The sequence below is a fragment of the Rhodosalinus halophilus genome (genome assembly GCF_003298775.1).
GTDB classification, from domain to species: domain Bacteria; phylum Pseudomonadota; class Alphaproteobacteria; order Rhodobacterales; family Rhodobacteraceae; genus Rhodosalinus; species Rhodosalinus halophilus.
Window position 1 is genome coordinate 36,802 of the sequence record NZ_QNTQ01000015.1, and the last position, 24,199, is coordinate 61,000.

At 71.7% G+C, this 24,199-nt stretch carries 23 protein-coding genes; 10 read left to right on the forward strand and 13 right to left on the reverse strand.

Translation table 11 applies throughout. The features are described from left to right. Positions 1-61: 61 nt before the first annotated feature. The 4 genes from cydC to DRV85_RS14925 form a co-directional block, all read right to left on the reverse strand. Positions 62-1,735: a thiol reductant ABC exporter subunit CydC gene (cydC, locus tag DRV85_RS14910; RefSeq protein ID WP_113290274.1), complete on the reverse strand. Its 1,674-nt coding sequence runs from the start codon at positions 1,733-1,735 to the stop codon at positions 62-64. Next, entirely contained in the window at positions 1,732-3,387 is a 1,656-nt protein-coding gene (gene cydD / locus DRV85_RS14915; RefSeq protein WP_113290275.1) for a thiol reductant ABC exporter subunit CydD, read from the reverse strand. The genes cydC and cydD overlap by 4 nt, the downstream gene beginning before the upstream one ends. 84 nt (positions 3,388-3,471) lie before the next feature. Continuing rightward, positions 3,472-6,522 (reverse strand): efflux RND transporter permease subunit, encoded by a 3,051-nt coding sequence (locus DRV85_RS14920; protein WP_158540171.1) that lies wholly within the window; start codon positions 6,520-6,522, stop codon positions 3,472-3,474. Further along, the gene (locus DRV85_RS14925) at positions 6,519-7,607 is read right to left on the reverse strand and encodes an efflux RND transporter periplasmic adaptor subunit (RefSeq protein ID WP_113290277.1); all 1,089 of its coding nucleotides are present in this window, start codon (positions 7,605-7,607) and stop codon (positions 6,519-6,521) included. Before DRV85_RS14925 ends, DRV85_RS14920 begins: the two co-directional genes overlap by 4 nt. Positions 7,608-7,887: 280 nt before the next feature. On the opposite strand from DRV85_RS14925, the gene DRV85_RS14930 reads away from it, so the two are divergent. After that, the gene (locus tag DRV85_RS14930; protein ID WP_113290278.1) at positions 7,888-8,703 is read left to right on the forward strand and encodes a formate/nitrite transporter family protein; all 816 of its coding nucleotides are present in this window, start codon (positions 7,888-7,890) and stop codon (positions 8,701-8,703) included. A 100-nt stretch (positions 8,704-8,803) separates the two neighbouring features. Here the strand turns inward: DRV85_RS14930 and DRV85_RS14935 are convergent, their stop codons facing one another. From DRV85_RS14935 to DRV85_RS14950, 4 genes are all read right to left on the reverse strand, one after another. Continuing rightward, positions 8,804-9,547: a ZIP family metal transporter gene (locus tag DRV85_RS14935; RefSeq protein WP_113290279.1), complete on the reverse strand. Its 744-nt coding sequence runs from the start codon at positions 9,545-9,547 to the stop codon at positions 8,804-8,806. Between the two features lie 72 nt (positions 9,548-9,619). Then, positions 9,620-10,084, reverse strand: a complete 465-nt coding sequence (locus tag DRV85_RS14940) for a sll1863 family stress response protein (RefSeq protein ID WP_113290280.1) — start codon at positions 10,082-10,084, stop codon at positions 9,620-9,622. Between the two features lie 14 nt (positions 10,085-10,098). Continuing rightward, positions 10,099-10,401: a sll1863 family stress response protein gene (locus DRV85_RS14945; RefSeq protein ID WP_113290281.1), complete on the reverse strand. Its 303-nt coding sequence runs from the start codon at positions 10,399-10,401 to the stop codon at positions 10,099-10,101. A gap of 118 nt (positions 10,402-10,519) precedes the next feature. Then, positions 10,520-11,020: an alpha/beta fold hydrolase gene (locus tag DRV85_RS14950; RefSeq protein ID WP_113290282.1), complete on the reverse strand. Its 501-nt coding sequence runs from the start codon at positions 11,018-11,020 to the stop codon at positions 10,520-10,522. 383 nt (positions 11,021-11,403) lie between these two features. On the opposite strand from DRV85_RS14950, the gene atpD reads away from it, so the two are divergent. Genes atpD through DRV85_RS15000 form a run of 9 tightly spaced genes read left to right on the forward strand, consistent with a single transcriptional unit; the run spans position 11,404 to position 17,994 of the window. Then, positions 11,404-12,819 carry a F0F1 ATP synthase subunit beta gene (gene atpD / locus DRV85_RS14960; RefSeq protein ID WP_113290284.1) on the forward strand — a complete coding sequence of 472 codons (1,416 nt, stop codon included), beginning with the start codon at positions 11,404-11,406 and terminating at the stop codon, positions 12,817-12,819. Continuing rightward, positions 12,816-13,205: a F0F1 ATP synthase subunit epsilon gene (locus DRV85_RS14965; RefSeq protein ID WP_113290285.1), complete on the forward strand. Its 390-nt coding sequence runs from the start codon at positions 12,816-12,818 to the stop codon at positions 13,203-13,205. Before atpD ends, DRV85_RS14965 begins: the two co-directional genes overlap by 4 nt. Beyond that, positions 13,202-13,501, forward strand: coding sequence for an AtpZ/AtpI family protein (locus DRV85_RS14970; RefSeq protein ID WP_113290286.1), 300 nt, complete (start codon positions 13,202-13,204; stop codon positions 13,499-13,501). The genes DRV85_RS14965 and DRV85_RS14970 overlap by 4 nt, the downstream gene beginning before the upstream one ends. Further along, the gene (locus DRV85_RS14975) at positions 13,494-13,784 is read left to right on the forward strand and encodes an N-ATPase subunit AtpR (RefSeq protein ID WP_113290287.1); all 291 of its coding nucleotides are present in this window, start codon (positions 13,494-13,496) and stop codon (positions 13,782-13,784) included. The genes DRV85_RS14970 and DRV85_RS14975 overlap by 8 nt, the downstream gene beginning before the upstream one ends. Positions 13,785-13,788: 4 nt before the next feature. Continuing rightward, on the forward strand, positions 13,789-14,481 hold the full coding sequence (locus DRV85_RS14980) for a F0F1 ATP synthase subunit A (protein WP_113290288.1): 693 nt from the start codon (positions 13,789-13,791) through the stop codon (positions 14,479-14,481). A gap of 3 nt (positions 14,482-14,484) precedes the next feature. Next, positions 14,485-14,769 carry a F0F1 ATP synthase subunit C gene (locus DRV85_RS14985; protein ID WP_113290289.1) on the forward strand — a complete coding sequence of 95 codons (285 nt, stop codon included), beginning with the start codon at positions 14,485-14,487 and terminating at the stop codon, positions 14,767-14,769. 3 nt (positions 14,770-14,772) lie between these two features. Then, positions 14,773-15,549, forward strand: coding sequence for a F0F1 ATP synthase subunit delta (locus tag DRV85_RS14990; RefSeq protein WP_113290290.1), 777 nt, complete (start codon positions 14,773-14,775; stop codon positions 15,547-15,549). A gap of 2 nt (positions 15,550-15,551) precedes the next feature. Next, positions 15,552-17,117 carry a F0F1 ATP synthase subunit alpha gene (locus tag DRV85_RS14995; RefSeq protein ID WP_113290291.1) on the forward strand — a complete coding sequence of 522 codons (1,566 nt, stop codon included), beginning with the start codon at positions 15,552-15,554 and terminating at the stop codon, positions 17,115-17,117. Next, a complete protein-coding gene (locus DRV85_RS15000; RefSeq protein WP_113290292.1) occupies positions 17,104-17,994 on the forward strand; it encodes a F0F1 ATP synthase subunit gamma in 891 nt (296 codons plus the stop codon). The genes DRV85_RS14995 and DRV85_RS15000 overlap by 14 nt, the downstream gene beginning before the upstream one ends. A gap of 63 nt (positions 17,995-18,057) precedes the next feature. On the opposite strand, the gene DRV85_RS15005 is transcribed toward DRV85_RS15000, so the two are convergent. From DRV85_RS15005 to DRV85_RS15025, 5 genes are read right to left on the reverse strand one after another with little or no spacing between them, the layout of a single operon-like run. Continuing rightward, entirely contained in the window at positions 18,058-18,996 is a 939-nt protein-coding gene (locus DRV85_RS15005; RefSeq protein WP_113290293.1) for a tripartite tricarboxylate transporter substrate-binding protein, read from the reverse strand. Between the two features lie 55 nt (positions 18,997-19,051). After that, positions 19,052-19,543, reverse strand: coding sequence for a flavin reductase family protein (locus DRV85_RS15010; RefSeq protein ID WP_199525967.1), 492 nt, complete (start codon positions 19,541-19,543; stop codon positions 19,052-19,054). Between the two features lie 5 nt (positions 19,544-19,548). Further along, positions 19,549-20,883, reverse strand: coding sequence for a glutamine synthetase family protein (locus DRV85_RS15015; RefSeq protein WP_113290295.1), 1,335 nt, complete (start codon positions 20,881-20,883; stop codon positions 19,549-19,551). Further along, positions 20,880-22,880, reverse strand: coding sequence for an alpha/beta fold hydrolase (locus DRV85_RS15020; protein ID WP_147238862.1), 2,001 nt, complete (start codon positions 22,878-22,880; stop codon positions 20,880-20,882). Before DRV85_RS15020 ends, DRV85_RS15015 begins: the two co-directional genes overlap by 4 nt. Continuing rightward, positions 22,880-24,175, reverse strand: coding sequence for an acyl-CoA dehydrogenase family protein (locus DRV85_RS15025; RefSeq protein ID WP_113290297.1), 1,296 nt, complete (start codon positions 24,173-24,175; stop codon positions 22,880-22,882). Before DRV85_RS15025 ends, DRV85_RS15020 begins: the two co-directional genes overlap by 1 nt. Between the last annotated feature and the right edge of the window lie 24 nt (positions 24,176-24,199).

Consider the following 24,199-nt stretch of genomic DNA (forward strand, 5'->3'; position numbering starts at 1 on the left):
CCGCAGATGCCGGTTTGCGGTCTCGCTACACCCGGGGCCCGAGTCGCCGGTTTGATGTGGGTCAAACGGATGCTGTTTTTGAGATGTATCTTCCCAGTTCCAGGGTGCGGTCTGCTGTCGCAAGCTCCTCGGCGCGGTGCGAGGCGGTGAGGATCGCCGCCTCTGGCAGTACGGCGCGCAGGCCGCGCATCACACGCGCGGCGGTCGGGCCGTCGAGCCCTTCCGTCGGTTCGTCGAGCAGCAGCACCGAGGGCCGCCGCAGCACGGCGCGGGCCAGCGCCAGCCGCCGCGCCTCGCCGCCCGATAGCCCCGCGCCGCCCTCGCCGAGGCGCGCATCGAGCCCGCCCTTCGCGGCGATCACGGGCCAGAGCGCCACCGCCTCCAGCGCCGCGCGCATTTCGGCGTCGTCCGCCTCCGGCGCGGCGAGGGCGAGGTTGTCGCGGATCGTGCCCGCCACCAGCGCTGCGCGCTGCAGCACCAACGTCAGCCGCGCGCGCAGCGCCGCCTCCGGCCAGTCGTCCACCGGGTGCCCGTCGAGCAGGACGCGCCCCGCCGCCGGCGGCTCGAGCCCTGCGGCCACGGCGAGGAGCGTGGACTTGCCCGAGCCGGACGGCCCGGAGAGCGCCACCGTCTCCCCCGGCGCCACGCGGAGGTCGAGCCCGGCGAGAAGCGGCGCGCCGCCCCCCGGCCGCGCCACCGCGACCCCCTCGAAGATGAGGCCGCGCGGCGCCTCGGGCCGGGGCGTCGCCTGCGCGCCGCGGGTCGCGGCGGGCGCGGTCGCCATCACGCGGCGGGCGGCGTCGTGCATCCGCCCGATCTCGGCCAGTCCCTTGCGCAGCGGCAGCACCGTCTCCGAGAGCGCGAGCGCCACGAAGAAGCCGATCGCCGCCGGCGCGGGCTCGACCGCGCCGCCCGCGACCAGCCAGCCGCCGAGGGCGAGCGCCACGCCCGCGACGCCGGCCACGACGGCGGCGAGGGCGAAGCCCGACGCCCGGTCGATCCGGTCCAGCCGGTCCTCCGCCCGCCGCGCGCGGGTCTCGAGCGCCTCCAGCTCCTCGAGCCGCGCGCCCATGCGCCCCTGCACCAGTAGGTCGCGCTGCCCGCGGAAGGCGTCGATCACGCCCCGGCGCAGCGCCTGCGTCGCCGCCTCTGCCTCGGCCGAGGGCGCGCGGCTTGCCGCCGCCACCCGCGCGAGGATCGCCGCCGCACCCAGCAGGTAGCCGGCCGCCACCGCCACGGCGACCGCCGGCGCCACCAGCCACCAGAGCGCGGCGAAGGCGGCGGCGTGGGTCACGCCCCCCGCGAGCACCGGCAGCGCGAGGCGCAGCACCACCCCGTCGAGCGCGTCGACGTCGGCCGTGATCCGCGTGAGCTCCGGCCCCCCGCGCAGCCGCTGCAGCGCCGTCACCGGCCGCGCCGCCAGCCGCCGCATCAGCTCGAGGCGCAGCGCCGCCAGCGCCCGCAGCGTCGCGTCGTGGGTGAGCAGCCGCTCGCCGTAGCGGCTCGCCGCGCGGCCCAGCGCGAGGAAGCGGATGCCGGCCGAGGGGCGGAACACGTCGAAGGCGATGCCGATGCCGGCGAGCCCGGCGAGTCCCGTGGCCACGATGAACCATCCCGAGAGGCCCAGCAGCGCGACGCCCATCGCGAGCACCGCGACCGAGAGCGCCGCGCCGCGCCACATCGCCCAGGGCGCCGCGCCCCAGGTCAGGCGCAGAACCGCGACCAGCCGCCTCATGCCGCGCCCTCCGTCGCCGTGCCGGGTATCGTCACAGTCCGGTCCATCGCCGCGATCAGCCGCGGGTCATGAGTCGCGACCAGCAGGGTCGCGCCCCGCTCCGCCAGGGCCCGCAGGCCGGCAATCACATGGCGCGCCGTCTCGGAGTCGAGATCGGCGGTGGGCTCGTCGGCCAGCACCACGTCGGCCCCGGACAGATAGGCGCGCGCCACGAGCAGGCGCCGCGCCTCGCCGCCCGAGACGCCCGCGCCGGTCTCGCCCAGGCGCGTCGCCATCCCCTCGGGAAGGCGGGCGACGACATCCTCGGCGCCTGCCGTTCGCAGCGCCTGGCCGGGGTCACCGCCCCTGCCATGAGGGTCGAGAAACGCGTGCAGCGTCACGTCCGGTATGTGCACCGTTTGCGGCACCAGCGTGAGGCGCGCGCGCCACGCGTCGGCGGTGTCGTCTGCGAGCGGCACGCCGGCGACCTCTATGCGCCCAGTGCCCGCCGGAAGGAGCCCGGCCACCGCCATCAGCGCCGAGGTCTTGCCCGAACCGGAGGGCCCGGTGAGCGCCACCGCGTCGCCGGGCGCGAGCGCCACGTCCGGCAGCGCGACGAGCGCGCCGCCGCGGGACACCGAGACACCCGACAGCCGGATCGAGGCCGGGCCGGGCAGGGGGTCGGCCTTCACCCCTTCGCCTAGGATCGCGGGGCGGCGGTCGTCCTCCAGCGCCATCAGTTCGGCCGCCACCGCCCGGGCCGAGGCACGATCGTGCCAGGCGGCGGCCATGTCGCGCAGCGGCTGGAAGAACTCGGGCGCGAGCAGCAGCACGAAGAGCCCCTCCGCCAGCGTGAGCCCGCCCCAGTGGCCGATCCCGATCTCGCCCAGCAGGGTGAAGCCCACGTATACGGCGACGAGCGCCACGCCCAGCGCCGAAAAGAGTTCGAGCACCGTGGAGGACAGGAAGGCCACGCGCAGCACCGCCATCGTCCGTGCGCGCAGCCCCTCGGCGCGGGCCGCGAAATCCGCCTCGGCGCGCGCCGTGGCGTCGAGCAGGCGGATGTCCGGCAGCGCCGCGATTCGGTCGATCAGGAGCGCGTTCATGTCGCCGATCTCGGCCATCTGCTTCTCGCTCGCCTCGCGCGCGGCCATGCCGACGAGCGCCATGAAGACCGGGATGAGCGGCCCGGCGACCAGCAGCACCACCGCCACCGCCCATGACACGACGAGGCTCGCGGCGAGAATCAGCGGCGGGAGGAGGCGCACCCGCAGCATCGCGGGCCTGAAGCGGGCGAGATAGGGTCTGAGCAGCGCCAGTTTCTGCGTGGCGAGCGCGGCGATCTCGGCGGAGGCCGGCCCGCCCTCGGGCCGCCGCGCCTCGCGGTCCAGCAGCGCCTGCCGCTCCTCGGCGACGGCGCGGTCCGCCGCCCTGTGGATCTGGCCGCCGCCCAGATGCTCGAGCGCCGCGCGCACGAGCGCGGCGGCGGTGAAGCCCGCGGCCCAGGCCAACCCGGTGCCGCCCTCGGCCTGCACCCAGGCGGCGATCGCCTGGGCGGCCGCGAAGGCCTGCACCAGCCACAGCGCGCCCGCCCCGGCCGTCAGCCACGCGCCCAGGCTGAGCGGCCGTCCGGCCCGCGCTTCCAGTTTCCGAAGCCTGTCGTCGGCGGTCATCCCGGCACCCGAATCCTCTGCCGCGGGCGTAGCCCTATGCGACCTTGCCTTGCAATGTGACCGCCTGTCCGCCGCCGGCCGCCGTCAGGCCGGCTGCGCAGCGGGTTCGGGGCGGTCGCGCTGCAGCAGGTCATAGAGCACCGGCGTCAGGAACAGGGTGAGGATCGAGGCGCTCAGGAAGCCGCCGATGATGACGATGCCGATCGCGAAGCGGCTCTCGGCGCCCGCGCCGGTCGAGAGCACGAGCGGCACCGCCCCCAGCACGGTCGAGAGCACCGTCATCAAGATCGGCCGCAGGCGCACCGCCGCAGCCTCGATCGCGGCCTCGCGCACGGCGTGGCCCCGCTCGCGAAGCTGGTTGGCGAACTCGACGATCAGGATGCCGTTCTTGGCCATCAGCCCGATCAGCATGACCATGCCCACCTGCGAGTAGACGTTCATCGTCTCGCCGAGAACGAAGAGCGTCGCCAGAGCGCCCGCGACGGCGAGCGGCACCGAGAGCAGGATCACCACGGGCTGCACGAAGCTCTCGAACTGTGCCGAGAGAACCAGATAGACGATCAGGAGCGCGAGCCCGAAGGTGGCGAAGAGCCCGCCGGAGGTCTCCTGAAAGCTCTCGGCCTGTCCGGACCAGGCGAGGCCGAGGCCGGCCGGCAGGTCCTCTGCAAGCTCCTCGACCGTCGCGATCGCGCTGCCGATGTCGGTGCCTTCGGCCAGCGCGGCCGAGATCTCGACGGTCGGCTGGCGGTCGAGGCGTTCGTAGGCGCGCACCGAGGCGCGGCGCTCGACCTCGACCAGCCCGTCGAGCGGCACGAGCGCGCCCGCCTCGGTGCGCACCTGCAGCCCGAGAAGATCCTCGGCGCTGGCGCGCGCGGCATCGGGCGCCTGCAGGATCACGGGATACTGGCGGTCGCGGTCGATGAACTCGGTCACCTCCGCCGAGGCGAAGAAGGTGCGCACGCTCTCGGCGATCATCCGGGCTTCGACCCCGATCTCGCGGGCGCGCGCGCGGTTCACGGTGATGTCGTAGCCCGGCGTGTTGACGTCGTAGGCGCGGCGGATGTTCACGATGCCGTCGGCCGTGCGCATGCCCTCGGCGAGCTGGCGTGACCAGTCGGCGGCGTTCTCGAAGGACGGCGCGGTCACGTTGACCTCGAGCGGCGAGCCGCCGCCGGCGCCGAAGCCGGAAGGCGCGAAGGCGCGCACGCTCGCGCGCGTGATCTCGCCGAAGGCGGGGCGCAGCGCGTTGACGACCTCGCGCGGCTCCTTCGTGCGCTCGCCCCAGGGCGCCATGACCGCCACGAGAAAGGCGCGGTTCGCTTCGCCGTACTGCCCGGTGATCGAGATCACGTCCTCCACCACACCGTCCTCGCGATATTGGGCGATCAGCGCCTCGACCTCCCGCACGGCGGCGTCGGTGTAGTCGAGCGCGGCGCCGGTCGGGGACGAGACGCTGACGAAGAAGATGCCGCGATCTTCCTGCGGCGTGAGCGCGGCGGGCAGCGTCTGATAGAGTGTCCACGACATGCCGGTGAGAAAGGCGGCGATGCCCAGCACGCCCATGGGCCAACCGATCGCGCGCGAGAGCGCCGCGCGGTATCCGTCCGACAGCCGCCGCGTCGCGCCGTAGACGGCGCGGGCGAAGCGCGTCTCCTTCCGGTCCGCGCGGATCAGCTTCCAGGCGATGACGGGACAGAGCGAGAGCGCGACGAAGGTGGAGACCGCCACGGCGATCGCCAGCGTGATCCCGAATTCGGTGAACAGCTTGCCGATCTCGCCCTGCAGGAAGGACAGGGGCAGAAAGACCGCGATCAGCGCGGCCGACGTGGAGACCACGGCGAAGAAGACCTCCCGCGCGCCGGTCATCGCGGCAGTGTAGGGATCGTCGCCCTCTTCCACGCGGCGCTCGATGTTTTCCAGCACAACGATGGCGTCGTCCACCACCAGCCCGATGGCCAGGATCAGCGCGAAGAGCGTGAGCGTGTTCACGGAGAATCCGGCCAGCGCGATGCCCGCGCAGGCGCCCAGCAGGGCCACCGGAATCGTGACCGCGGGCACCAGTGTCGCGCGGGCCGAGGTGAGAAAGAGGAAGATCACGCCGACGACGATCGCCACGGCGAAGGCCAGCGTGAGCAGAACCTGCCGGATCGAGTTCTCGATGAAATCCGCGTCGTCGCTGGTGATCTCCAGCGCGGTCTTCCCGGGCAGGCCGGCGGAGATGTCCTCGACGGTGCGCGCGATGTCGCGGCTGATCTCGATGGTGTTGGCGGCCGACTGCCGCAGCACGCCCAGGCCGATCGCCGTCTCGCCGTTCGCGCGAAAGCGCGAGTCGTCGGATTCCACCCCGAGGCTCACGCGCGCGATCTCGCCAAGCGAGATCTGCACGCCGTCCCGCTCCGTCACGGTCAGATCCTCGAACGCTTCCGGCTCCGCGAGGCGTGTCTCGGCACGCAGCAGGTAGCTGCGGCTGTCGGTCTCGATCTGGCCCGTGGGCAGCGCCAGGTTGTTGTCGCGCAGCGCCGCGCGCACGTCGTTCACGGTGACCCGGCGCGCCGCCATCGCCTGGGGGTCGAGCCAGACGCGCATGGCGTAGGGCCGGTCGCCGTAGACGTTGACCGAGGCCACGCCCTGCACCGTCTCCAGCCGGTCGGTCACGTTGCGCTCGGCGTAGTCGGTGAGCTCCGAGGCGGACAGCCGGTCGCTCGTCATCGTCATCCAGATGATCGGATCGCTCTGGCTGTCGTTCTTCTCGACTTCGGGGGCGTCCGCCGGCTCGGGAAGGTTGGGGGCCGCGGCCTGCACCGCCGCGCGGACGTCGGCCGCCGCTTCGTCGATGTCGCGGCCCGGGCGGAAGGTGACGACCGTGCGCGAGCCCGAAAGCTCGGCCTCCGACGAGATGCGCTCGATGCCTGGCACTGTCGCGATGGCCCCCTCCATCAGGGTGGTCACTTCGCTGTCCACGACCTCCGGGCTGGCGCCCGTGTAGGTCACGCTCACCGTCACCTCGGCGGTGTCGACGTTGGGCAATTCGCGCACGGGCATGCGTGTGAGCCCGGCGATGCCCAGGATCACGATCAGCATCGACATTACCGTGGCGAGAACGGGGCGGCGCAGGCAGAGCTCCGAAAGGGTCAATTCGCCACCTCGTCGGTCGGGGACGCGGCGACGCTGACGGCGGCGCCGTCGGAGAGCGAGTCCCATCCCGTCACGACGACGCGCGCCCCCTCGCGCAGCCCCCGCGTCACCTCCGTGCGCGGGCCGAGGCTGCTGCCCGTCTCGATCTCGGTGCGGCGGGCGGTGTCGTCCTCGACGGTGAAGACATAGGTCGCCGCGCCTTCGCTCACGACCGCCTCTTCCGGGATCGTCAGCGCCCGACCGCTGCCGAGCACGACTTCGACCTCAGCGAACATGCCGCCGACGAGGCGGCGTCCGGGGTTGTCGAGGCGCGCGCGCACCTCGAAGCTGCGCGTCGCCGGATCGACCGAGGCGGCCCGCACGACGATCTCGCCGGTGAACACGCGATCGGGATACACGGCGCTGTGCAAGCGGATGGTCTGCCCGGGCGAAATGCGCGCGTAGCGCTCCTCCGGCAACGCGAAGGAAACCTCGACCGCCGACAGGTCGTCGAGCGCGGCGATGCGGGTGGTGGGGTCGACATAACCGCCGCGATCGACCGCCACGATCCCCAGGGTGCCCGCGAAGGGCGCCTTGAGCCGCCGGTCCTCCAGCGCGGCGCGCGCCGCCTCGAGTTCTGCCTCCGCGCGGGCCGCTGCGGCCTCCGCCTCCTCGAGGCGGGCCTGCGCGGCCACGTTCTCGGCGCTCAGTTCCCGCACGCGGTGCAGCTCCTGGCGCGCGGCGTCACGCGTTGCCTCGGCCCGGGCGACGGCGGCGCGCGCGGCGCGCGCGTCGAGCGCGAGGATCGGCTGCCCCTCCTCGACCCGCGCGCCCGAGTCGACGAAGACCTCCGTGACGCGCCCTGCGGCGAGCGGGCGCAATTCGATCGCGCGGGTCGGGTGGATCGTGCCGACAGCGCTGACGCTGTCGGAAACCTCGCGGCGCTCGGGGGCGGCAACCGTGACGCGCGTGGCCTGCGGCTCGCGCGCGGGGCTCTCGCTTTCCGTCGCGGTCCGCGCGAGCAGAAACTCGGTGCCCCAGAGCCCGGCCGCGCCTGCGGCGGCCAGGAGCAGGATCGCAGCGCCGACCTTGGCAAATCGTCTCAACGTGTCCCTCCTTCCACGGCGACACCCCGCAAAGACTGCCGAGCGCGGCCACGTTCCGCCCGATCACGGATTGATGATGTCGCGTGTGCGGCCGTTCGGGATCCCGCTCCGGCACACGATACCGCGCGGTCGCGCGACAGCGGCGGGCCCGGCGGGCGCGACGAGACGCCCATGGCCGGCGAAATCGGCGGGCCGGGCGCCGAGGCGTTGCATTTCGGAGGATTCGCGCGTCCACTGCGTGGCCTGCCCGCAGCTTTTGCCGCAAGCCCGGAATGGACAGATGTCGGACAAGGCCGAACTCGATCGAAAGGAAGAGGAGAAGGCGGAGGAATTCTCGAAGGTTCCTTCCTCCGTCATTTTCGAAGCCATCCGGCGGGACGGCGAGCACGAACTGTCCCGGCCGGTGAGCGCGCTTTGGTGGTCGGGCGTGGCCGCAGGGCTCGCGATCAGCACGTCGGTGGTGGGTAAGGGGATCATGGCGTCGCTCCTGCCCGCGGCGGACTGGGCGCCGGGCGTCTCCAATCTAGGCTACACCATCGGGTTCCTGATCGTGATCCTCGGACGCATGCAACTCTTCACCGAGAACACGATCACGCCGATCCTGCCGCTCTTCCTCGCGCCGAGCTGGCCGAAGTTCCATCAGATCGCGCGGCTCTGGGGCGTCGTTCTGGCGGCGAACCTCGTCGGCTGCGCCGCGGCCGCGCTCGTGCTCGCCCACGGTCAGATCCTGCCTGGCGCGCGCTTCGAAGGTATCCTCGCCGCGTCGCGCCACTATGCCGAGGCGACGGCGCTCCAGCACTTCGCCTGGGGCGTCCCGGCCGGCTTCATCATAGCGGCCCTGGTCTGGATCCTGCCGCGGATGGAGAGCGCGGGCGAGGTGCTGATGATCGTCCTGCTGACATATCTGATCGGTGTCGGAGGCATGTCGCACGTCGTGGCGGGCTCGACGGAGCTGTTCCTGCTCGTCGCGCTGGGCGAGCTGGGGCCGGTCGCCGCGGTGCTCGAAGGCGTCCTGCCGACCCTGGCGGGCAACGTGCTCGGCGGGACGGGCATATTCGCGGCCCTGGCCTACGCCCAGGTGCGCGAAGAGATCTGAGACGCCGCGCGGCGAGCAGTCGCCGCAGGCATGGAGGCCGGGTGCGCCGATACGAGGCATCTCCGGGTCCGGTCTTGCACCGGCCGGCCTTCGCGCGCGTTCAATGAGCCAGGACGAGCATCTGGAAGGCCAGCATCGCCGCGAAGGCCAGCGTCACGGCGGTCGCTGCCGACCCGCTCTCGACCTTCTCCAGTGCATCGGGGAAGAGTTCCGAGAAGACCATCCAGATCATCGCGCCGGCGGCGAGGCCCAGCCCCACCGGAAGAAACGGCCGGAACGTCTCGACGAAGAGGTAGGACGGCGCGGCCATGATCGGCTGCGGCAGGCTGGTAAAGATGGCCCAGAGGCCGGCTTTCCAGACGGGAGAGCCGCGCGGCACCAGCACCAGCGCGATCGCCAGTCCTTCCGGCACGTTGTGGAAGGCGATCGCGGTCGTGATGAAGGCGCCGAGGCCCTCCGATCCCGCGAAGGACACGCCGACGCCCACCCCTTCCGCGAAGGAATGCGCGGTCATGATCCCCAGGATCAGCAGCGCCTTCGTCGCGCTCGCGCCCTGCAGATCAGCGACCTGAACCTCGCCCGCGCCCGAGAGCAGACGGTCGGCGAGCACGATGGCGCCAAGCCCCGCGAGCACACCGGCGAGGGTGAGCGAGATGTCGATCGATACGCCTTCGTCGATCAGGCTGTGGCTTGCCGCGAGCATCAGCCCTGCCGCGGCCGCGTTCGACCAGCCCAGGGTGCGCCGGCCGAGATCCTTCACGAACAGGAAAGGCAGTGCGCCCACGCCGGTCATGATCGCGGTCAGAAGCGCCGCAGCGACGACGACCCACAAAGCTGTGTCCATATGATGCTCCGGTTCGGGCGCGAAGAATCGATGCGGCGGCCTGCGCCGGGCGCAGGCCGCCGCATCGTCCGCTCAGTTCGCGGCGGTGGTCCCGTCGGCAGCCGTCCAGGCGCCGGAGAAGGCGTCCCAGGCGTCCGAGAATCCGGTCTTCAGCTCGTCCCAGGCATCGCTCGCGCCGGCACGGAGCGCGCCGTAGCGTTCGCCCATCCGGTTGCGTGCCTCGCGCAACGCGCGCAGCTGGGCGCTTGCGTTCTCGCGGGCCTCCTCGGACATCTCCGACCAGTTCTCGCGCAAGGCCTGCTCGCGGCGCTCGATCACGGCGTCGATCCGGTTCAGAGCCTCGCGGGCCGTGCTGAGCGCCTGATCGCGCTCCTGCGCCGAATAGTCGGCGATGGCTTCCATCGCCTGCTGGATTTCGCTGCGCACCTCTTGCGTGGTCGTGAAGGTGTCGCCGTCGTCCTGCGCTCCGGCCGGCAAGGCCGCGGAGAGAAAGGCCGCCGCGGCCACGGCCCGGCGGAGCGTCGATCGAATGCTCATTGCGAAGCCTTTCCTCAATCGAAGCGCGACCTGGCGTTCCTGAAGGCGCTGGAAAGACTGTCCCAGGCCTTGTCGAAGCCGGCCTTCATGTCGTCCCAGGCAGCGTCGCTGGCGCCGCGCAGCTCCTTCAGTTTCGCTTCCGCCTCGTCGCGCTGCTCCCGCATCTCTTCGAGCTGCTTCTGATACTCGATCTTCGCGTCAGCCTGCGCCGCGTCGGCCTTTGCCTGCAGCTTGTCGATCTCGGCGTTCCATTCGTCCAGCTTCGCCTTGGTCTTCTCCACGTAGGCGTCGCGCGCCGACCGGCTTTCGTCGCTCATCCTGATCCACTCCCTGTTCGGATATTGCAAAGCGTTCCACGATAGAAAACCATGACACGGACGGCCGCGCATTGACACGCGTCAACCGCGCCCGAGGTGGCGCATCTCTTTGCGCCGGTCACCCGGGGCAGAGCCTCGACGCCGACCGAGGACGCATCTTGCGTGCGATCTCTGTGTCGTTCAGGGCCTCGGCCGGGCTGCCGGCCCGCGGCGCCGGCCCCGGCTCGGAGGGTCCCGCCGTCCCCGGGATGTGCCGCGCGATCGCTGCGGCCACGCGGTCGGGATGAGACAGGGGGCCCATGTGCGGCGCACCGGCCAGCTCGGCGACGGCGCACCGGGGCGGGAGTGTCGCGAGCCGCTTGGCGGCGAGGCGCGCCGGGTTGTGCGAAAGACCGCCGTGCAGCAGGAGGACGGGACAGCCCGGAGCCGCCGCGCGGCTCGGACGATGGGGCTCGGCCGCCAGCGCGGCGAAGCCGGCGAGCCCCTGCGCCAGTTCCGCGGCGACGCGCCAGCGCGCCTTGTCGGAACGCGCCGCCCAGGGCGCCTCTCCGCCCCAACAGGTGACGAAGCGGCGCGCGCCGCGCTCGGGCCGGCCCTCGGCCAGCGCGCGCCGCACCACGCGGGCGACGTCGGTCAGGTCCCGAAGCGGGCGTTCGCCCGGCTTGCCGCAGCCGCGCAGCAGATGAAGGGCGGCCGGTTCGTAGAGAGCGAGGCTTGCAACCCTTTAGGGACGGCGCAGCGCGAGATGGAGCGCCAGCGCGCGCCGTGCGAGTGTCCGCCCAGGTGAACGGGCGCCGGCATCCGGTCGAGCCAGGCAAGAAGCGTCGCGGCCTGCGCCGCGCGCGTCGGGCGCGCGGTGTCGGGAAAGCGCGGCAGATGCGGCGCGTGCAGGGTGGCCGCGCCAGCTCGCACAGCCGAAGGGCAGGCATGTCCTGCGTCCTGTCCCCTCTTGCAGCCCCGCGCTTGGGGCGCGATGCTTCAGCTCGGCGGCAGGGGGCCGAGATGACCGCAAGCGTGCCAGACAGCGACTGCAGCGATCGCCCCGCGGGCCGCATCGTCGCGATCCGGGGTGCGGTGGTCGAGGTGCGTTTCGAGGGCGCGGCGCCGCTGATCAACACGCAGCTTCTTGCCGGGCCGGAGCGGGACCGGGTGATCGAGGTCGTCAACCTGGTGGACCGGCGCACGGTCCGCGGCCTGCTGCTGAATCCCGCCCGGCGGGTGGCGCTCGGCATGGAGGTCGCGGATACCGGCGGGCCCCTGATGGCGCCGGTCGGGCGCGGCGTGCTGGGCCGGATGATCGACGTCTTCGGCGCGCCGCTGGACGGCAAGGGCCCCCTGGAGGGCGTCGAGCGCCGGCCCATCCATCGCCCGCCCGTGCCGTTGACCCGCAGGCGTCCGGGCGGCGAGATCTTCCAGACCGGAATCAAGGCGATCGACCTGCTCTCTCCCATCGAACGCGGCGGCAAGGCGGGGCTCTTCGGCGGCGCGGGCGTGGGCAAGACCGTGCTGATCACCGAGATCATCCACAACATGGGCGCGGTCTACGAGGGGCTGAGCCTGTTCTGCGGCGTGGGCGAGCGCAGCCGCGAGGCCGAGGAACTCTACCGAGAGATGCAGGAAACCGGGGTGCTGGAGAGCACCGTGCTCGTCTTCGGCCAGATGAGCGAAAGCCCCGGTGCGCGCTTTCGCGTGGCGCATACGGCGCTGACCGTGGCGGAGCATTTCCGCGACGACGAGCATCGCGATGTCATGGTACTGATCGACAACATCTTTCGCTTCGTGCAGGCGGGGGCCGAGGTCTCGGGACTTCTGGGGCACATCCCCTCGCGGGTGGGCTACCAGCCCACGCTCGCCTCCGAGCTCGGCGCGCTGGAGGAGCGCATCTGCAACACCGACACCGGTGCCATCACCTCGATCCAGGCGGTCTACGTGCCGGCGGACGATTTCACCGACCCCGCCGCCACGCATGTCTTCGCGCATCTCTCCTCTTCGGTCGCGCTTTCGCGCAAGCGTGCGAGCGAGGGGCTCTATCCCGCCATCGACCCGCTCAAGTCCGCCTCCAAGATGCTCACGCCGGGCACCGTATCGGACCGGCACTACGAGGTCGCGCGCGAGGTCCGCCGCGTGCTGGCGGAATACGAGGCGCTGTCCGACATCATCGCGATGCTGGGCCTCGAGGAGCTGTCCGAGGCCGACCGTGCCACCGTGGCGCAGGCGCGCAGGCTCGAGCGTTTCCTCACCCAGCCCTTCTTCACCACCGAGCAGTTCACCGGGATGAAGGGACGCGCCGTCTCGCTCGAGGAGACGCTGGAGGGCTGCGAGCGTATCCTGTCGGGGGAGGTGTCGCATCTGCCGGAAAGCGCCTTCTACATGGTGGGCACGATCGACGAGGTGACCGAGGGGGAGGATGCGGCATGAAGCTGGTCGTTCTGGTGCCCGAGGCGCGCCTCTTCGACGGAGCTGTCGCCAAGGTGGTGGCCGAGGCGACGACGGGCAGCTTCGCCCTGCTGCCGCGGCACGCCGATCTCGTCGCCCCGCTCGTGCCCGGGGTGCTCGTCTATGAGACCACGGAAGGCGAGACGGGGTATTTCGGCGTGGACGAGGGGCTTTTGGTGAAATGCGCCGACGAGGTCTCGGTCGCGGTGCGCCGGGCCGTCGGCGGCCGCGATCTGGCCGAGCTGCGCCAGCTGGTGGAGGAGGAGTATCTCGCGCTCGACGAGGAGGAACGCGTGGCGCGCAGCGCGCTCGCCCGGCTCGAGGCCGGCGTGGTTCGGCGCATGCTCGAACTGGATCGCCCGTCATGACCGACGACCGCCGCGAGGATGCCGAGACCGTCGCGGAGATCGCGCGCAAGGCCGAACGCAAGGAGGCGGCGCAGCGGCACGGCAAGCGCAGCGTCTGGTTCGGCCTCGGCATGTTCGGGCTGGTGGGCTGGGCGGTGGCCGTGCCGACGCTGGCCGGTGTCGCGCTCGGCGCCTGGCTCGACCGGGCGGCGCCCGGGGCGTTCTCCTGGACGCTCGCGCTGCTGCTCGGCGGTGTCGCGCTCGGCTGCCTGAACGCATGGTGGTGGGTCAGCCGGGAGAGTCGAGGCGATGACTGAGACGACGGTCCTCGTCGCGCCGCTCGTGCTGGCGCTCGCGGGCGGGGCGGCCTTCGGGCTGATCTATTTCCGCCTGCTCCGGCGCGAGACGGCCCGCCTCGTGCAGCCGGGCGCGGGCGCCGGGCGGCTGCTTCTGGGCCTCGCCGCGCGCATGGCGTTTGCGCTGGGGGCGCTGGCGCTGGCGGTGATCGCCGGGGCCGGCGCGGCGCATCTGCTTGCCGCCGCGCTCGGGTTCACGCTGGCGCGGCAGCTTGTCGTGCGTCACGGTTCGAATGGGAGGTAGCGGCATGGAGATCAGCCCCGACAGCTGGATCCTCTTCACCCTGGGGCCGGTCGAGATCAACGCCACGATCGGTTTCACCTGGCTGGTCATGGCGCTGCTGATCGCCTCGGCGGTCGTGCTGCGGCTGCTGCTGACCGACACGGGCGCGCTCACGCGCTGGCAGAATCTCTGGGAGGCGATCGTCGAGACGGTCCGCGACCAGATCCGCGAGGTGAGCGGGCAGGATCCCGGTCCCTACCTGCCCTTCGTCGCGACGCTGTTCCTGTTCATCGCGGTGTCCAACATCCTGGCGGTGGTGCCGGGCTACCGCCCGCCCACCGGCTCGCTCTCGACCACCGCGGCGCTCGCACTCTGCGTGCTGATCGCGGTGCCGCTCTTCGGCGTCGCGCAGCGCGGGCTGGGGGGCTATCTGCGCAGCTACATCCGGCCCACGCCGCTGATGGCGCCCTTCAACGTGATCGGAGAGCTCTCGCGCACGCTCGCGCTCGCGATCCGGCTCTACGGCAACGTGATGAGCGGCACGGTGATCGCCGGCATCCTGATCTCGATCGCGCCCTTCTTCTTTCCCGTGCTGATGCAGCTGCTGGGGCTGCTGACCGGCGTGATCCAGGCCTACATCTTCGCCATCCTCGCGATGGTCTACATCGCCTCGGCCACGCGCGCCCACGCCGGCGCGGCCGACCCGGAAGGAGACTGAGACATGGACGCGACACTCATCGGGCTCACCTCGATCCTGACCGCGGGGCTGACCATCGCCATCGGCTCGATCGGCCCGGCGCTGGGCGAGGCGCGGGCGGCCGCGCAGGCGCTCGCCTCGATCGCGCAGCAGCCCGACGAGGCGAACACGATCACCCGCACGCTCTTCGTGAGCCTCGCGATGATCGAGTCGACGGCGATCTACTGCTTCGTGGTGGCGATGATCCTGATCTTCGCCAATCCCTTCTGGGACGCGGCGGTGGCGGCGGGGGCCGCAGCCGGGGGCTGAGGCATGGAGCTCGACTGGATCACCGTCGCCGCGCAGATCGTCAATTTTCTCGTTCTGGTCTGGATCCTGCAGCGGCTGCTCTACCGGCCGGTGACGCGCGCCATGGCGCGTCGCCGCGAGGCGATTCGGGACCGCTTCGCCGAGGCCGAGCGCCGCGAGACCGAGGCCGAGGAAGAGGCCGCGCGCCTCGAACGCGAGCGCGCCGAGCTGGACGCGCGGCGCGAGGAGATCCTCGCAGAGGCCCGCGAAGAGGCCGAAGCCCTGCGCCACCGGCTGGAGGAAGAGGCGCGCGAGGCGGTGGCCGAGCGCCGCGAGGAGTGGGAGGCGCAGATCGCGCGCGAGCGCGAGGCCTTCCTCGCGGAGCTGCGGCGCAAGGCGGCCGGCCACGTCGCGCGCCGCACGCGCCGGGTGCTGGACGACCTCGCGGGCGCGCGCCTCGAGCCCGCGATGGCGGAAGCCTTTCTCGCGCGGCTGAAGAGCCTCGACGGCGACGAGCGCGAGGCGCTGCGTGCCGAGGCGGGGACGACGGAGGGAGAAATGACCCTGACAAGCGCCCATGCGCTCGACGACGAGACGCGCGCGCGCCTGCGCGAGGGGCTGCAGGAGGTGCTGGGCGACGCGCCGGGCCTCGCGTTCGCGGAGGATCCGGACCTTGTCTGCGGCATCCGGCTGCGCATCGGCGGGCGGACGCTGCAGTGGAGCGTGGACGCCTATCTGGAGGATCTGGACGCGGAGGTCTCGGCCGCGCTCGGCGGCGACCGGGCGGAGGCGGCGGAGTAGGCATGGGCGTGCTCGACGGCATCGCCGAGGATCTGGTCACTGCGCTCGATGCGCGGCTGGACGGCCACCGCGCCGAGCTGCGCAGCGAGGAGATCGGCACCGTCACCCGCGTCAGCGCCGGTGTCGCGGAAGTGGAGGGGTTCACCGAACTCTTCGCGGATGAACTCATCCTGTTCCCCGGCGGGCTCATGGGCGCCGCCTCGGAGATCGAGGAACGGCGCGCGGGAGTGATCCTCTTCGGTCCGGCCGAGCAGCTGCCGGTCGGTGCCGAGGCACGCCGGACCGGCCGCGTGATCGACGTGCCCGTGGGCGAGGCGCTGTTGGGGCGGATCGTGGACGGGCTGGGCGCGCCGCTCGACGGAGAGGGCCGCCTGCGGCCGGCCGAGCGCTGGCCGGTGGAGCGGCCCGCCCCCGCCATCCTCGACCGCGCGCCGGTCGAGCTGCCCCTGCAGACCGGAGTGAAGGCCGTCGACGCGGCGATCCCGATCGGCCGCGGGCAGCGCGAACTCGTCATCGGCGACCGCCAGACCGGCAAGACCGCGATCGCGCTCAGCGCGATCCTCAGCCACGCCGCGGGCCGGCCCGGCACCGAGGGCCCGCTCGCCGCGCCGGGCGTCTGCGTCTATTGCGCGATCGGGCAGCGCGCGGCCTCGGTCGCGCGGGTGATCGAGACGCTGCGCCGCGAGGGCGCGCTCGAGCGCACCGTCGTCGTCATCGCGGGCAGCGAGGACGCGCCCGGCCTGCAATTCGTCGCGCCCTACGCCGCCACCTCGATCGCGGAATGGTTCATGGCGCGCGGCGACGACGTGCTCGTCGTCTTCGACGATCTCACCCGCCACGCGCGGGCCTATCGCGAGCTGTCGCTGCTCCTGCGCCGGCCCCCGGGGCGCGAGGCCTATCCCGGCGACATCTTCTACATCCACTCGCGGCTGCTGGAGCGGGCGACGCACTTGCGCGACGAGCTCGGCGGCGGCTCGCTCACCGCGCTGCCCATCATCGAGACCCAGGCGCAGAACATCTCGGCCTACATCCCGACCAACCTCATCTCGATCACCGACGGGCAGATCTACCTCTCGCCCGATCTCTTCGAGAAGGGGCAGCTCCCGGCGGTCGATCTCGGGCGTTCGGTGAGCCGCGTGGGCGCCAAGGCGCAACTGCCGGCCTATCGCGCGGTGGCCGGGGATCTGCGGCTCTCCTTCGCGCAGTTCGAGGAGCTCGAGGTTTTCTCGCGCTTCGGCACACGGCTCGACGAGGAGACGCGCGCGAAGCTCGCGCGCGGGCGCCGCGTGCGCGCCGCGCTCAGGCAGCGCGAGAGCGAGCGCCCGCCGCCTCCGGAACAGATCGCCGTCCTGCTCGCCGCGACGCAGGGGATGATGGACGATCTGCCGCTCGAGCGCGTGGCCGAAGCGGAACGCGCCATCGCCGAGGCGATCCGCCGCGAGCGCCCCGAGCTCTGCCGCGAGATCGAGCGCGGGGCCGCCTTCGGAGACGACGATCGCGCGGCGCTCGCCGAGACGGTGCGCGCGGCGATCGAGGGCCTGGGGGAGGGGCGGGATGGAGACGCTTGAGATCCTCCAGCGCCGGATCGAGACGACGCGCGACCTGCAATCCATCGTGCGAACGATGAAGTCGCTCTCGGCCGTCACGATCCGCCGCGCCGAGCGGGCCAGCGAGGCCGTGCGCGCCTACGACGAGACGGTGGACCGCGGCCTTCAGGTCCTGCTGCGCAGGCCGGAGGTGGCGCGCGCCGCCATCGCCGCGAGCGAAGCGGCGGCCGCGGGCGGTCCTCTGGGCCTGATCGTCTTCGGCTCGGACCACGGGCTCTGCGGGCGTTTCAACGACGTCACGGTCGAGGCCGCGCTGGGCGAGATCGGGGACCACGGTGCCGAGGGCGTCACCCTGGCCGCCGTCGGCGCCCGCGCGGCTGATCTGCTCGCGGGCGCCGGCCACCCGCCGGCGACGCTCTTCGCCACGCCGGGGTCCGTGAAGGGCCTGCGCGCGACGACCCGCGCGCTTCTGCGGCTGGTGGACGACTGGCGGCACGCGCAGGGGGTGGAGCGCATCCATCTCGCCCATGCCATGCAGACGCCGGACACCCCGGCGCGGCCGGTGACGACGGCGCTGCTTCCCGTCTCGCCCGGCTATCTCCGCCAACAGGCGACGCGCTCCTGGCCCTCGCGCCGCCTGCCGGTCCATCTCGGGCCGCGCGAGGAGATGCTCGCCCGGCTGATCCGCGAACATGTCTTCGTGCGTCTCTACCGCGCGCTGGCCGAGGCCCAGACCAGCGAGCACGCCTCCCGCCTCGCCGCGATGCAGTCTGCCGAGCGCGGAATCCGTGACCGGCTGTCCGAGATGGACGCAACCTTCCGCCAGCTCAGGCAGAAGGAAATCACGACAGAGATGCTCGACGTCGTGGCGGGCGCCGCGGCATCGGAACGCCGCTAGGGCACCTGCCCGCAGGCAGGGGCCGGAGCCGGCCGCGCGGGGCGCGCGGCCGGGCGCGATGCCTCACTCGAGCATTTCGGCGATACGCGCCACGAGCTCCTTGTCGGCGGCGATGCGCTCGGCCGCTTCCTCCGCGTCGAGCCAGTAGATCAGCGCGCCGGTATCCTCGCCCACCTGCTGGGCGCGGTCGGACATCACCGTCTCGCGGGCGACCGCGGCGATCTTGTCGCGCACCTCCTGCGGCGTGTCTTCATGCACGAAGAGACCGTTCCAGGTGTAGAAGCTCAGATCCGGCTCGATCTCGCTGATGATCGGCACGTCCGGCAGGATCGAGATCCGCTCGTTCGTGAGCGCGGTGAGCACCTTCACGTCATCGAGGCAGGGCTGGATGAGCTGGAGCGTGGTGTTGATCACGTCCGCGTCGCCCGAGGCCAGCGTGTTGCAGTCGAGCGCGTCGAAGGCCGCGTCGGTCGCGTACTCGAAGCCCATCGATTCCGCGAGCGCCAGCGTGACCTGCGTGGGCAGCACCACGGTGCCGAAGTGGCCGAGCGCCACGTCGTTCTCCTGCGCGTGGTCGGCGAGTTCCTGCATCGAGGAATAGGGCGCGTCGCCCGAGGTCGCGATCACGAAGGGATAGGTAAGAAAGATCCCGACGGGCTCGAAGGGCATCGGCTCGAGCGGCTCGATCCCGATCTCGTCGCCCACCACCGGCACGTCCATCACGAAGCTGCCCACGGTATAGCCGTCGGCCGGCTGCATCGCGACCTCGACCGCGCCCGGAAAGGGGCCGCCGCCGCCGCCGGGCTTGTTCACGACCGCCGCGGGCACGCCGTATTCGTCCTGGAAATCCTCGGCGATCATCCGGGTGAGGATGTCCTCGAGGTCGCCCGGCGGGAAGGGCACGACGAATTCCACCGGCTTCTCCGGATACTCGGCGGCCGCCATCGAGGCGCCGAGAGCGAGGGCCGTGCTGGCGGCGAGGAACCTTGTCTTCATCTCCATCTCCTTTTCTGCTGGGGTTCGCGGATCCGTTGGCCGGATCTCGTTATCCGTCTGGCTACTCCTGCGGGACCGCCCGTGCATAGCCCCGATCGTGGTGAATGAGCGGCGCGCGCTCCTCCGAGAGCGTCAGCCCCTCCAGTTCGCCCACGAAGATGCGGTGCGAGCCCACGAGGATGTCGTGGACCAGCCGGCAGTCGAAGGCGGCGAGCGCGCCCTGCAGCACCGGGCAGCCCGTCGCGCCCGTGTCCCATTCCGCGCAGGCGAACTTCTCGACGCCCTTCGCGCCGGTCCGTCCCGCGAAACTTTCCGAGATCGCCGCCTGGCTCTCCGAGAGCAGGTTGGCGCAAAAGACCCGGTTGGTGCGGATCGCGTCGCAGGCCGGCGAAAGGCCGTGGATGCAGACCAGAAGCGAGGGAGCGGGCGTGTCCACCGAGACCGAGGTCATGGCCGAGACGGTGACGCCCGCGCGCCCGCCGATCCCGTCGGTGGTGACGACGCAGACCGAATTGGCCGCGCGCGACATCGCCGTGAGGAAATCGTCCTTCATCGCGCTCATCCCAGTTCGAAGAAGCGGCGCCGCTCGTCGATCAGCGTCGCGCCGGCGAGTTGCGCGCGCTGGCTGGCGCGGGTGGCGCTGAAGGCCTCGACGAAGCGCGGCCCCAGCCATTCGGCCGCGCAGTCCGAGGCGCGCAGCCGCGCGATGGCCTCGTCCATGTCACGGGGGAAGTCCGGCCCGTGGCCGGTGCCCGGCACATAGCCGTTGCCCCGCGTCGCGGCGTGCGGCTCGATCCGGTCGCGGATGCCGGCGAGGCCTGCGGCGAGCGTCGCCGCGGCGACGAAATGCGGGTTGGCATCCGAGCCGGGCAGGCGGTTCTCCACCCGGAGCGCGGAAGGGCCGTGCCCCACGACACGAAAGGCCGTGGTGCGGTTCTCGGGCCCCCAGGTAAGCGCGGGGGGCGCGAAGGTGCCCTCCGCGAAGCGCCGGTAGGCATTCACCGTCGGCGCGAAGACCAGCATCATGTCGCCCATATGCGCCTGCAACCCGCCGATGAAGTGGCGGAAGCGCTCGGACATGCGATGCTCGGCCTCCGCCTCCCAGAAAAGCGGGGTGCCGTTCATGTCGGCGAGCGAGACATGAATGTGCATGGACTGGCTGTCCGCCTCTTCCGACCAGCGCGGCATGAAACAGGCAGACTGGCCGCGCCGCATCGCCAGCACGCGCAGGAAGTTCTTGAGCAGCACGCACTGGTCGGCGGGCTCGAGCCCCGTGCCCGCGCCGATGCAGGCTTCCATGAAGCCGCCGCCGATCTCCTCGTGCAGCTTGGCGAGATCCACGCGCAGCCCCTCGCAGATGTCGGCAAGCGCGCCGTAGAATTCCGACTGCAGCGACTGGTAGATGATCAGGTCGTGGCTGGCGTGCGGCGTGGCCGTCGTCAGCCCGTCGTAGCCCTTCGCGGTCAGCGACTGGTGCGTCTCTTCGAACAGGGTGAACTCCACCTCGAAGCCGAAGCGCGGGCGGATGCCCATCTCGGCCGCGCGGGCGAGCACGCGGCGCAGCACGGCGCGGGGACAGAAGGCCTCGGCGTCGCCGGTGAAATCCGCGAGGTAGAGCGCGGCGTCGCCCGGCGCTTCCCACGGCATATGTCGCAGGCTTTCGGGATCGATGCGGAGCGGGCTGTCGTGGAAGTCGCCCGTCTCGTCGGTCACCCCCGGAAGCTCGAGGATCTCGTCCGTGGGATCGAGGGCGAGCTGCGCGGGCGCCATGCCCATGCCGTGCTCCATCAGCCCCGGCAGCGCCCGCGCCGCCACCTTCTGCCCGCGCAGGAGCCCGTTGGTGTCCACCACGGCGATCGTGGCGAAGCGCTGGCGTTCGCTGTGCTCCGTCATGCCTGCGTCCCTGTCGTTGTCTGTGTGCCGGCCGCCGCGTGGCGTTCCAGCTCGGCGAGGTCGGCGTCGGGGCGCGCGGAATAGACGGTGAGAAACACGCGCAGCCCGTGAGTGATGTGGCGGGCGAGGCTGGCGCGGTCGGGCCGTTCGCGCACGTGGTGCAGGTAATGGTCGCGCGGCCCCGAAAGGATCAGCGACCACAGGTCCTGCGCGGCGAGTTCCGCATCGTCCACCTCGAGCCGGCCGGCGGCCGCCATCTCGCCCACGAAGGTCACGATGCCGGCAAAGGCCCGGCCCGGCCCGCTGCGGTGATAGGCCACCGCGCTTTCGGGGCGGCGCTCCGCCTCGCCCAGGATGAGCCGCGCGAGCGAGAGCATGTCCGGGCGCAGCACGAAATCCGCGTAGGTCCAGGCGAACTGCCAGAGCCGGTCCACCAGATCGCCCTGCGTGGCGCCCAGCGGCGCCAGCAGCACCACGCGCCCCTCGTCCAGCACCGCGTCGAAGAGCCCGTCCTTGTCGCCGAAATACTGGTAGAGCGTGGGCTTCGAGACCCCGGCGCGCTCGGCGATGGCGTTCATGGAGGCGCCGTCGAAGCCCCTGGCGCAGAACTCGGCCAGCGCAGCGTCGAGGATGCGCCGGCTCTTGGCGCGACGGCGGTCCTCCCGGCTCGGCCGCCGCTCCTCGCCCGTGCCGAGCAGACGGGTGAGGAAGGCGTCGGCGAGACGGTTGAATGCCTCCGGCGCCTCGAGATTGCACAGATGCCCCGCACCCTCGAGCACCTCGAAGCGCACGTCGGGCCAGCCGCCGCGGGCCGCGATCGCATCGTGGATGCGGTAGCTCACGGCGCGGATTTCCTCGGGCGGCGCGAGCCGGTCGTGCTCGCCCGTCACCATGAGCACGGGGCAGTCGATGCGCGCGAAGTCGAAGCGCTCCACCGGGTTGCAGAAGCAGTTGAGCGCGTCGCGGTAGCTCGCAGCCGGGATCGCGGCCATGGACTCCAGCAGCGCGCGCCGCACCTCCGGACCGGCATCGGGACCGGCGATCACATCGACCACGGCGGGGGCGAAGTCCGCGGGTGACTGGCCCTGCGACAGCGGCACCTCGCGCGAGACGCGGAAGGTCTCGCGCTCGTCGGGGTCGGCCTCGGACATGCCCGTGCAGCCACCGGCCAGGATCAGCCCGGCCAGCTTCTCGGGGTGGCGCATGGCGAAGCTGGTGGCGATCCAGCTTCCCATGCTCAGCCCGCAGAGCAGCAGCTTGCGCGCGCGGAAGGCGCGGGCGAGTTGCAGGAGATCCTCGCAATAGTCGTCGATCTGGCTGGGCAGGAACCCCAGCGTGCTCTCGCCGTAGCCCCGCATGTCGAGCGCGGCGACCGGGTGGCGCGCGCCGAGGGTCTCGAGCTGCGGGGTCCAGTTCGTGGCGTTGCCGCCGATTCCGTGCAGGAAGACGATGAGCGCCTCGGGCGGCGTATCGGGCTGGCCGGTGGTGAGATACGAGAGCCTGGGCGTGCCGCCGATGTGGTGGCGCAGCACCTCCGCGCCGCCCTGCGGCGGGGCATCAGCGGCGGGCGGCGCGACCTCGCGCGCCAGGGCGGGCAGGGCCTCCAGCCCGCGGCGCAGGATCGCCTCGGTGCCGGCCCGGACGGGCTCCAGCCGTGCCGCCGTGGCGATGATGCGCGCGGACCAGGAGACCGCCGCGCCGCCCTCGGCCGCTTCGACCCGGACGCGCGCGCGGTAGTCCTGCGCGCCCTCGATGCCCTCGGTCAGAACGTAGGAGAGGCTGCGCTCGGCGTCGCTGAAATAGGTCAGCCGTTCGCGATAGCGCCCGTCCTCGTCCGTCATGGCGAAGACGCGCTCTCGCGCGCCGTCGGCCGCGATTTCTTCGCGGCACCATGCCATGTCGGGGTGCCACGGCGCGGCGAAGTCGCGCAACACCGCCCAGACCCGCGCGGGCGGGGCGGCGATCTTCGCGGTCTGCTGCACCGTGGCCTGCGGCATCAGGCGGCGTCCGAGGCCGGGCGCCACATCGACACGCGGGCCGAGACGGTGTCGGCGGGGGCGCTGTCCACCTCGTCCATGTCGTAGACGGTCATCATGCTGAGGTAGTCCTCCATGATCTCGGAGGTGTAGGGCAGCATCAGCGCCCCGCAGCGGCTGTCGCGGTAGATCCGCTCGAGCGGCAGGGACTTGAGCATCGACTGCCCGCCGCAGGTGCGGATGGCCAGCGCGGCGAGCTCCTGCACGCCCTCCATGACCGCGTATTGCGCGGCGTAGAGGCGCATGACCTCCGCTTTCGCCGGGAAGGGGCGCGCCTCCCTGAACGCAGTGGTCCAGAGCGCCCGCATCTCCGCGAGGCGCTGGAACATGCGCGCCACCGCCGCGCGCTTGGTCGGATAGACGCGGCGGTCGATGGGCGGTTGCCCCTCCACTTCGCCGCGCAGGTATTTCACCGTGAAGTCGTAGGCCGATTGCGCCACGCCCATGTAGGCGGGCGTCAGCGTCGCCATCATCGCGGGCCATTGCGGCAGCGTCTTGGGAAAGACCCCCGCCGGCATCATCAGGTCGTCCTCGGAGACGAAGACATCCTCGAGCACCAGGTCGAGCGAGGTGGTGCCCCGCATCCCCATCGGATCCCACTCGCCCACGATCTTCAGCCCGGGGCTGTCCTTGTGCACGGCGAAATCCATCGTGTCCTCGTGGCGCGGCGCGACGCCCTCGAAATGCTCGGTGCAGACGATGGAGTAATAGTCGCAGTGCCCGGCCAGCGAGGCGAATTTCTTGAACCCGTTGATGACCCAGCCGCCGTCCACCTTGCGGCAGTTGGTCTTGATCGGCTCGGAGGTCCAGTTGACGCCGCCTTCCGAGATCGGCTGGGAAAAGATCGCGCCGCCCTCGACCACCTTCGGAAACTGGATGTCGCGCATCCGCGCGAAGGCCTGCTTCTCCTCGGGCGTGAGATTGGGCATCTCGTACATGAACCGCAGCCAGAGCATCGAGCTGGTGTGCATGTTGAAGGTGAGCGCCGTCGCGCCGCAGTACTTGCCGATCTCGGCGCCGATCGTGGCGTATTCGAACAGCGACAGGCCGTAGCCGCCGTAGTCCTCGGGGATCACCAGCTTGAGAAAGCCGTTCTCGGCCAGCTCGCGGTAGTTCTCGGTCGGGAAGGCCGCGGCGCGGTCCACCTCGGCGGCGCGCGTGGCGAAACGGGGACCCAGCTCCTCGATGCGGCGCAGCAGATCCAGATGCCCGTCGCGGAAGCCGGAGGTGTCGTAGTAGTCCTCGAAGCTGCTCATGCCGGCAGTCTCCTATCGTCTCGG